This is a genomic window from Spongiactinospora gelatinilytica (assembly GCF_003236385.1).
Classification (GTDB): domain Bacteria; phylum Actinomycetota; class Actinomycetes; order Streptosporangiales; family Streptosporangiaceae; genus Spongiactinospora; species Spongiactinospora gelatinilytica.
Genome location: NZ_POUA01000328.1, coordinates 1 through 8911, shown reverse-complemented (window position 1 = coordinate 8911; position 8911 = coordinate 1). Strand labels below are relative to the sequence as shown.

General features: G+C 72.5%; 8 protein-coding genes. 5 read left to right on the top strand and 3 right to left on the bottom strand.

Annotated elements, in window-relative coordinates:
- The 3 genes from C1I98_RS41860 to C1I98_RS30270 all read left to right on the top strand — a co-directional run.
- Positions 1-498, top strand: a 498-nt coding sequence (locus C1I98_RS41860) for a Rossmann-fold NAD(P)-binding domain-containing protein (protein WP_497845794.1), incomplete at its 5' end; no start/stop codon positions are given.
- Complete coding sequence (locus C1I98_RS30275; RefSeq protein ID WP_111170801.1) at positions 491-1639, top strand: saccharopine dehydrogenase C-terminal domain-containing protein; 1149 nt, start codon at positions 491-493, stop codon at positions 1637-1639. The genes C1I98_RS41860 and C1I98_RS30275, both read left to right, overlap by 8 nt.
- Positions 1640-1652: 13 nt before the next feature.
- Entirely contained in the window at positions 1653-2018 is a 366-nt protein-coding gene (locus C1I98_RS30270; protein WP_111170800.1) for an ectoine synthase, read from the top strand.
- A gap of 15 nt (positions 2019-2033) precedes the next feature.
- Here the strand turns inward: C1I98_RS30270 and nrfD are convergent, their stop codons facing one another.
- From nrfD to fdh, 3 genes are read right to left on the bottom strand one after another with little or no spacing between them, the layout of a single operon-like run.
- Complete coding sequence (gene nrfD, locus C1I98_RS30265; protein ID WP_233508313.1) at positions 2034-2969, bottom strand: NrfD/PsrC family molybdoenzyme membrane anchor subunit; 936 nt, start codon at positions 2967-2969, stop codon at positions 2034-2036.
- Positions 2966-3730, bottom strand: coding sequence for a 4Fe-4S dicluster domain-containing protein (locus C1I98_RS30260; protein ID WP_111170799.1), 765 nt, complete (start codon positions 3728-3730; stop codon positions 2966-2968). Before C1I98_RS30260 ends, nrfD begins: the two co-directional genes overlap by 4 nt.
- Positions 3723-6905, bottom strand: coding sequence for a formate dehydrogenase (fdh, locus tag C1I98_RS30255; RefSeq protein WP_199537319.1), 3183 nt, complete (start codon positions 6903-6905; stop codon positions 3723-3725). The genes C1I98_RS30260 and fdh overlap by 8 nt, the downstream gene beginning before the upstream one ends.
- A gap of 168 nt (positions 6906-7073) precedes the next feature.
- Between fdh and C1I98_RS30245 the strand changes: the two genes are divergently transcribed.
- The gene (locus tag C1I98_RS30245) at positions 7074-8321 is read left to right on the top strand and encodes a hypothetical protein (protein WP_111170796.1); all 1248 of its coding nucleotides are present in this window, start codon (positions 7074-7076) and stop codon (positions 8319-8321) included.
- A 177-nt stretch (positions 8322-8498) separates the two neighbouring features.
- A complete protein-coding gene (locus tag C1I98_RS30240; RefSeq protein WP_111170795.1) occupies positions 8499-8678 on the top strand; it encodes a hypothetical protein in 180 nt (59 codons plus the stop codon).
- Positions 8679-8911: the final 233 nt, after the last annotated feature.

Genomic DNA, 8911 nt, shown 5'->3' with positions numbered 1-8911 from the left:
GGCGGGCGGGGGGCCTGCGACGCGCTGGCCACCGCCGGTGTCGCCACGACCCGCTGGGACGTCGAGGAGACCCGCGACCTGGACCGCTACGCCCTGCTCGGCCACGACCTCCTGGTCAACGCCGTGTCCACCGGCGAGCCCGCGCCCCCCTTCCTCACCACGGCCGACATCGCCGACCCCGGCCGCAGGCTGCGCGTGATCAGCGACGTTACCTGTGATTTCACCTCCGACCGCAACCTGCTGCCGATCTACGACCGGCCCACCGACTGGCACCGGCCGGTACGCCGGCTGCGCGCCGAGCCGGTGCCGCTGGATTTCATCGCGATCGAGAACCTGCCGTCGCTGCTGCCCCGGAAGGCGAGCGCCGCCTTCTCCGCGGACCTGCTGCCCCACCTGATGACGCTGGGCGAACCGACACCGGCCTGGCTGCGCTGTCAGGAGATGTTCCACGCCGCCGGCCGTCCGGCCGCGGCCGTCATGGAGGAGACCGATGTCTGACCTGATCACCCCCACCGGACGGGTCCACTGGGTGGGCACCGGCCTTTCCACCGGCAGCGGCCTCGGGCTGGTCTGCGACCGCGCGGCCGGGGTCGTGCTGTGGGGCCGTACCCGGCAGAAGGCCGAAGATCGCCTGGCCGCGCTCGGCCTGGCCGGGCGCGCCGAGACGCGGGAGTTCGGCCTCGCGCCGCTGGCCGCCGAGGTCGAGGCCGGGGACCTGGTGGTCTCCATGCTGCCGGCCGCGCACCACGCCGGCCTGCTGCGGCTGTGCCTCGGGAGCCGGGCGCACTTCGCCGCCTCCAGCTACGTCTCCGCCGAGATCTCCGCCCTGGCGGCCGGCGCCGCCGAGGCGGGCGTGGTGGTGCTCACCGAGGCGGGCCTGGACCCCGGCATCGACCACCTGCTCGCGCACCTGCTGGTCGCCGAGGCCAGGGCCGCGGTCGGCAACGGGGCGGCGTCGGCCGTGTTCACCTCCTACTGCGGCAGCAACCCCGCCGAGCCGAACGACTTCCGCTACCGCTTCAACTGGGCGCCGCGCGGTGTGCTGACCGCGCTGCTGACCCCCGCCCGGTACATCGGCGGGGGAGAACGGCGGGCCGTGGACCGCCCCTGGGAGGCCGTCGGTGACCTGGTGCTCGGCGAGGAGCGGTTCGAGGTCTATCCGAACCGGGACAGCGTGCCCTTCGTCGAGCAGTACGGGCTGCCCGGCTCCTGGCGGCTGGACACCTTCGTGCGCGGGACCATCCGGCTGAGCGGCTGGAAGGAGGCGTGGGCCCCGGTGTTCGCCGAACTGCGCGACGCGGACGACGAGCGGATCGGCGACCTGGCGCGGCGGCTCGCCCTGCGGTACCCGGGCACCGAGACGGACCACGACCGGGTGCTGCTCTCCGTCGCGCTGAGCGTGCGGGGCGATGACGGTTCCGCCTGGTCGGGGGAGTACGTGCTGGACGCCGTCGGCGACGAGAAGGAGGCGGCGACGCCGCGCCTGGTCTCCACGGCGCTGGCGTGCGGGATCGGCGACATTCTCGCCGGGCTGACCCCGCCCGGCCTGCACCGGGCCGCGGAGGAGCCGGAGGCGGCGCGGCGCTGGCTGACCGCGCTCGAAGGCCACGGCATCACCTGCGCGTTCCGGCGACCCTGAGAGGAGCCACTTCATGATCTTTCGTAATATCGCCGACATCCAGCACACCGAGCGGGACGTCCACCACGAGTACTACCGCAGCACGCGGCTGCTGCTCGCCGGGGACGGGGCCGGCGTCGGCCTGACCGACACCACCCTGCACCCTGGGGTCAAGGGCACCTACGGCTATTCCGACCGCACGGAGATCGCCTACTGCGTCAGCGGCGCGGCCACGGCCGTCGATCTGGAGACCGGCCAGGGGCACGCCATCGCGCCCGGTGTGCTGTGGGTCGCGCCCCCCGGTTCGAGGTTCACGCTCACCGTCACCGAGCCCACCCGGCTCATCTGCGTCTTCGACCCCCCGATCGAAGGGACGGAGACCGGCGTCCTGGACCAGTGAGGCGGCGGAACCGGGTTAGCCGCCCGCCCGGTTCCGCTCCCGGGCGGCGACCCGCTCGCGCTGCGGGACGACCGTGTACTTGGGGTCGGCGGCCGACGCGCGGCCCGCCCGCAGTACGCCGAAGCGGGCGCACAGCGACCCCGCCGTCAGCGCGGCGGCCGACAGGACCGACGGCGTCCGCCACCTGGTCAGGCCGGAGACCGCCGCCAGCGCGCCCCCGGTCACGGTGAGGACCCGCGCGGCGCGCATCAGCCGCCCGGCAGACCCCTCGCGGTACGGCTCGGAGAGGATGCCGAGCCGCCTTTCCAGCACCTCGCTCGCCACGGTCTCCACCGCCGCGCCGATCACCGCCATCCGCCGGGCCGGACCGGCCTCCCGGTGCGGGGCGGCGACCATGGCGACCGCCCCGGCGCTGGCCAGCGCGCTGCCCGCGAACAGGAACGCCAGCTCCCGGTGACCGGCGTGCCAGGACGGCACGGCGGTGTCGGACACCAGCACCGCCGTGTAGGTCGCCATCATCGGGCCGGTGACCCCCGTGGCCAGCCCGGCGGCCCGCCCCACGGCGGGCAGCAGGCCGGTGACGGCCGAGCCCGCGGCCACGGCGGCGAGACCGCTCTGCGCGGCGAGGATCCACGAGCCGACGCTCATCGGGGAGGTCGGCTTGAAGACCCGCAGCATGTTCAAGAAGCGCTCCGGGCGGCCCAGCTCCGCGACCAGGAACGCCGCGCCCGCCGATCCCGCGACCGCGGCGGCGATCTTGGCGGGGGCGGCCAGCCGGTCCCGGCCGGTCAGCTCGCACCCCGCGGCCAGCAGCGAGGACGCCCCCGACAGGCCGCCGAGGTACAGGTAGACGGGCATGTGCGGCTCGTGCCAGAGCGGGTCCTTGATGATCGGCTGTCCGTAGTAGGAGCGGAACTCGGCGTCGGGCACCATCGCCCGCTCGCGGCTCATCGGCGCGGCCCGCGGGCGAACGCGCCGAAGCAGGCGGCGGCCATGGACACCGCCGCCGCCCCCGCCCACAGCCACATCGACGGCAGGTCACGGGTGGTCACCACGGGGTCGGGGGGCAGACCGTACACCTCGGGTTCGTCCAGGAGCAGGAAGAACGCGCCGTCGCCGCCCACGCCGTCGTCGGGACGCTCGCCGTACAGCCTGGCCTCGGCGACCCCGGCCTCGTGCAGCGTGGCCAGCCGCTCCGCGGCGCGCTCGCGCAGTTCCTCAAGCGGGCCGAACTGGATCGAGTCGGTCGGGCACGCCTTGGCGCAGGCGGGTTCCAGGCCGTCGCGCAGCCGGTCGTAGCACAGCGTGCACTTCCACGCCCGGCCGTCGTCCTCGCGGCGGTCGATCACCCCGTAGGGGCAGGCCGGGACGCAGTAGCCGCACCCGTTGCAGATGTCGGCCTGCACCACGATGGTGTCGAACTCGGTGCGGAACAGCGCGCCGGTCGGGCAGACGTCCAGGCAGGCCGCGTGCGTGCAGTGCTTGCACACGTCGGAGGACATCAGCCAGCGGTCGCCGCGCTCGGTGAAGTCCTCGATGAACGCCACGTGCCGCCAGGTGCTCGCGCCCAGGCCGCCGGTGTTGTCGTACGACGTGGCGCGGAACACGAACCCGTCGTCGGGGACGTCGTTCCACTCCTTGCAGGCGACCTCGCACGCCTTGCATCCGATGCACACGCTGGTGTCGGTGAAGAACCCCACCCGTTCACTCACGCCGGTACTCCTCGATCAGGGCCCGCAGCGCCGCGCCGCGCGGCCGCCGCCCGGGCAGCACGTCGCAGGTGGCCGCCTTGCTCTCCTGGATGTAGACGTTGGGGTCCAGCACGATCCCCAGCAGGTCGTTGGCCGCGTCGCCGGTCACCAGGCCGCCGCCGGCCCAGCCCCAGTGGTACGGCACGCCGATCTGGTGGACGGTCCGCCCGGCCACCCGCAGCGGCCGGACCCGTGCGCTGACCAGCACCCTGGCCTCGATCGCGGCCCGGCTGGTGATGATCGTCGCCCAGCCGCCGTTGTCGAGCCCCAGCTCGGCGGCGAGCTGCGGGGACACCTCGCAGAACATCTCCGGCTGCAACTCCGCCAGGTGCGCCAGCGAACGGCTCATGCCCCCCGCCGTGTGGTGTTCGGTCAGCCGGTAGGTGGTCAGCACGTAGGGGAACCTGGTCCCAGCGACGGGGTTGGCCGGGTTGTCGGGGCGCCGGTAGGTCTTCCTGGCGGGGCTGGCGCGGGTGCCGTACAGGGTGTTGGGCACCGGCGACTCGTCCGGCTCGTAGTGCGTCGGCAGCGGCCCGTCGGCGAGCCCGGCGGGGGCGAACAGCCAGCCCTTGCCGTCGGTCTGCATGATGAACGGCGCGTCGCCGGCGATCGCGGCCTGCGCGGTCGCGCCCGGCGGCGGCACGTAGTCCGGCGGCTTGTCCTTCTCGAAGTCCGGTACGTCGGGGCCGGTCCACTCGCGCCGGTCCGGGTCCCAGACGATGTAGGACTTCCGTTCGCTCCACGGACGCCCCTGCGGGTCGGCCGAGGCGCGGTTGTACAGGATGCGGCGGTTCAGCGGCCAGGCCCACCCCCACTCCGGGGCGACCAGCGACTGCTCCCTGCCGGGCTTGCGCCTGGCCGCCTGGTTGACCTCGTCGGCGAACACGCCGCAGTAGATCCAGCAGCCGCAGCGGGTGGACCCGTCGGGGGCCAGGTCGAGGTAGGACGACAGGGCCCGCCCGTCCGGGCCGGTCCCGTTGATCTCCCGCAGCACGGCCTCGGCCGAGGGGTCGGCGTGCTCGCCCTCCTCCGGGTAGTCCCAGGTGAGGTCGCGCAGCGGCGCGTCCATCTCGGTGTCGCCGGCCCGCTCCCGCAGCAGTTTGCCCAGGTGGTAGTAGAACCACAGGTCGCTGCGGCAGTCGCCGGGCGGCTCGACCGCCTTCTCCCGCCACTGCAGCAGCCGCTGGGTCTGGGTGAACGTCCCCTCCTTCTCCACGTGCGAGGCCGCGGGCAGGAAGAAGACCTCGGTGCCGATGTCGGCGGTGCGCAGCTCGCCCGTCTCGATCTCCGGCCCGTCCTTCCAGAAGGTCGCCGTCTCGATCGGGACGAGGTCCCTGACCACCAGCCAGTCCAGGTTCGCCAGGCCCAGCCGCTGCGCCCGCCCGCCGGCCGAGCCCACGGCCGGGTTCTCGCCGATCACGAAGTAGCCCTTGACCGTGCCGTCGATCTGGCCGAACACCGTGGCGTAGGTGCCGTGGTCGCCGGTGATCCGCGGCATGTAGCCGAAGCGGAAGTCGTTGTCGGCGGTGGCGGAGTCGCCCCACCACGCCTTGAGCAGGCTGACCAGGTAGGAGCGCTTGTTGCCCCAGAAGCCGGTGTCGCCGGCGGCGTAGCCGAGGTAGTCCTCCAGGGTCTCGTGCAGCTCGGCGTGCGGCATCGGCATGTAGCCGGGCAGGATGTTGAACAGTGTCGGGATGTCGGTGGAGCCCTGGATGCTGGCGTGGCCGCGCAGGGCCAGGATGCCGCCGCCCGGGCGGCCGATGTTGCCGAGCAGGAGTTGCAGGATCGAGGCCGCGCGGATGTACTGCGCGCCGACCGTGTGCTGGGTCCAGCCGACCGAGTAGACCCACGCAGTGGTGCGCTCCCTGCCGCTGTTGGCGACGATCGCGTTGGCGAGCCGCTGGAAGTCGGCGCGCGGGATGCCGCACAGCTCCTCGACCAGCTTGGGCGTGTAGCGCGCGAAGTGGTAGGCGAGCAGTTGGTACACGCACCTGCGGTCGGTCAGGGTGGGGTCGGTGTGGGGCGTCGGGTGCGCCGACGGTCCGCCCGAGCCGTACTGGTCGGCGCTGGCGGACCCGGCGTGGACGCGCCCGCCCCGGGCCTGCTCCTCACGTTCCCTGGGGACGTCCTCGCCCTCATAGGACCAGCTCGCCGGGTCATAGGAGGCGTTGTCCGCCTGGAAGCCGGAGAACAGGCCGTCGAGGTCCTCGGTGTCGCGGAAGTCCTCCGAGATGATGGCGGAGGCGTTGGTGTAGGCCAGGACGTACTCACGGAAGTCGTGCGCGCCCTTGAGCACATGGTTGATCAGCGCGCCGAGCAGCACGATGTCGCTGCCCGCCCGGATGGGCAGGTGCGCGTCCGCCATCGCGCTGGTGCGCGTGAAGCGCGGGTCGATGTGGAACACCTTGGCCCCGCGCGCCTTTGCCTCCATGACCCACTGGAACCCCACCGGATGGCACTCGGCCATGTTGGAGCCCTGGATCACGATGCAGTCGCTGTTGACCAGGTCCTGCTGGAAGGTGGTGGCGCCGCCGCGCCCGAAGCTGGCCCCCAGACCGGGGACGGTGGAGGAGTGTCAAATGCGCGCCTGATTCTCCACCTGTATCGCGCCGAGCGCGGTGTACAGCTTCTTCATCAGGTAGTTCTCTTCGTTGTCGAGCGTCGCCCCGCCCAGGCTCGCCAGCCCCAGTGTGCGCCGCACGACCTTGCCGTCGACGGTCTCCTGCCAGGTCTCCCGCCTGGTGGCCATCACGCGATCGGCGATCATGTCCATCGCGGTGGCGAGGTCCAGGCTCTCCCACTCCGTCCCGTACGGCCTTCGGTACAGGACAGTGGTCTGCCGCCCCGGGTGCGTGACGAGCTGCTTGCTCGCCGCCCCCTTCGGGCACAGCCGGCCGCGCGAGATCGGGGAGTCCGGGTCGCCCTCGATCTGGGTGACCCGCCCGTCCTTGGCATAGACGAGCTGACCGCAGCCCACCGCGCAGTAGGGGCACACCGAGCGCGCGACGGTATCGGCCTCGGCCGTGCGCGGCCGCAGCGCGTCGGTGCGCGCCGAACGGGCCGCCGAGCCGCGTCCGTCCTCGCCGCGGAGCTGCCGGATGACCGGCCAGCGGCCGATCAGACCGCGAAGGTCCATGCCATGGGCTGTGCCCCGATTGCGGGGGCTTTATGCAGTCATTCTTGCGGCCGGTCCTAGCTGTTCGTCAAACTCCGGAGTGAACCCCTGATTCGGTCATCGAGGGCGTGACCTTCTGGCATGATCGCTGAAATACACTCAGGCAACGAGACTGACGGACAGTGACGAATGCCCTCCATCGATGAGATAACCACCTTCGCAGCACAAAATCCGGTCGGAACAGTCGTCGTAAGCGTCATCGCTCTCGCCCTGCTCGGCGTGGCCGTCCTGGCCCTGCGCGCAGGGGGCCGTGCGGGGGCGCGGCTTTTCAATAGGTTCGTCGCACCACGTCCCATCGAGGACATTCTGACCATACTGGCCGCGTGCATCGCCACGGGCGTGTCCGCGCAGGGCATGTGGCGCTTCTCCAGCGACGTGCTCGGCTTCGACGGCCCGCTGCGGCTGCTGCTGTTCGCGTTCATCGAGGTCGCGGTGATCACCAGCGCGGTCCGCGCCCGGCGCAGCATGCGGGAGAACTTCTCGGCCGGCATCGACGGCATCGCGGTGTGGGCGCTCACCGGGCTGACCGCGATCCTGTCCAGCATGGACGCCCGCAGCCTGCCCGAAGCCGTCTTCCGGCTCGCCGCCCCGCTGGTGGCGGCCTGGCTGTGGGAGCGCGGCATGGCGATCGAGCGGCACCGGATCACCGGTCGCGGCAAGATCAACTGGCGGCTCACCCCGGAGCGGATCATGGTCAGGATCGGGCTCGCCGAGGTCAGCGACCGTACCGCCTCCGAGGTGGACGCCCACCGCAGGCTGACCAAGGTCGCGCTGGCCGCCAAGCGGGCCCGCGCGCTGCGCGAGAGCGGGGCCTCCGAGCGCAAGATGCGGCAGGCCCTGGCCAAGCTGGACCAGGCGATGGACCGCGCCGTGGAGCACACCGGGCTGGCGGTCGACTCCGCCCGCCAGGAGGCGCTGCTCTCCCAGATCGGCGCGCTCTACAACACCAACGTCCTGATCGACCTCAAACCGCCGGTGCCCTGGGACCCCGAGCCCGTCGCGCACGCGCTGCCGTCCTCCTCGGCGCTGCCCCGTCCGGACGACGAGGACGAGGAGTTCGAGATGGTCGGCGGGGCCCAGGTGCCGCAGCAGCCGATGGACACCGCGCAGCGCGCCGCGCTGATGCGGGCCGCCCGCCGCTACTGGGACGAGCAGATCGAGCGCAAGTACGTACCCCGCGCGGACGACATCGCGGCGGAGACCGGCATCTCGCTGGCCACCGCCCGCGAGTGGCGCGCGCTGTGGAAGCTGGAGCCCAAGGCGTACGCGCTGCTCCAGGCGGCCTTCAACGAGCACGGCATCATCGACACCGGCACCTTCCCGGCGATCGTCACACCCGACCCGGTGCTGACCGTGAACGGTTCGGCGAGCCGCTGACCTCGCCCGCGGCCGGTCGGCGATGGCCGGCCGGCCGATCGTTCGGCATCGATTTCAACGTTGGTAGCAACGATGTAAAAAGCTCGTACCGTCCGCGCCTCCGAACCGGAGGGTCCCCACCTGCTGGTCAACCGGGGCGTCACCGGGGCGCTGGACCTCGAGGCCGGCGTACGCGATGTGGGCGCGACCCGGGTCGGCCTGGCCACCTGCCTCGCCGAGGACGACCCGCACCGGGTCAACGGCCCGGGCGCGGAGACCGTGGTCCCGCGGCCCCTGCCCGGCGTCCGCATCGACGCCGGGGTGCTGCATGCGCGCCTCCCCGCTCCGTCCTGGAGCCTGGCCCGTCTGCACGCCTGATCCCCGGGTGTGTTCATGATCACTGCTCGGTGGCGCTGGGTATCCTGGCCGTGTCGGCGACCTCGGTCTCGACGGCACGGCCCCGGCGGGGTGACTCCGCACGGGTCGGTTGGACACGACCTCCGGAGGATGACCAGGCATGACCGTCCGCACCGCCACCGGCGCAGACCGCGCCGCCATCGCCGGGCTCGCCTCGGACGCGCTCGACCTCGACGCCGCGGCGGCCCCCGCCC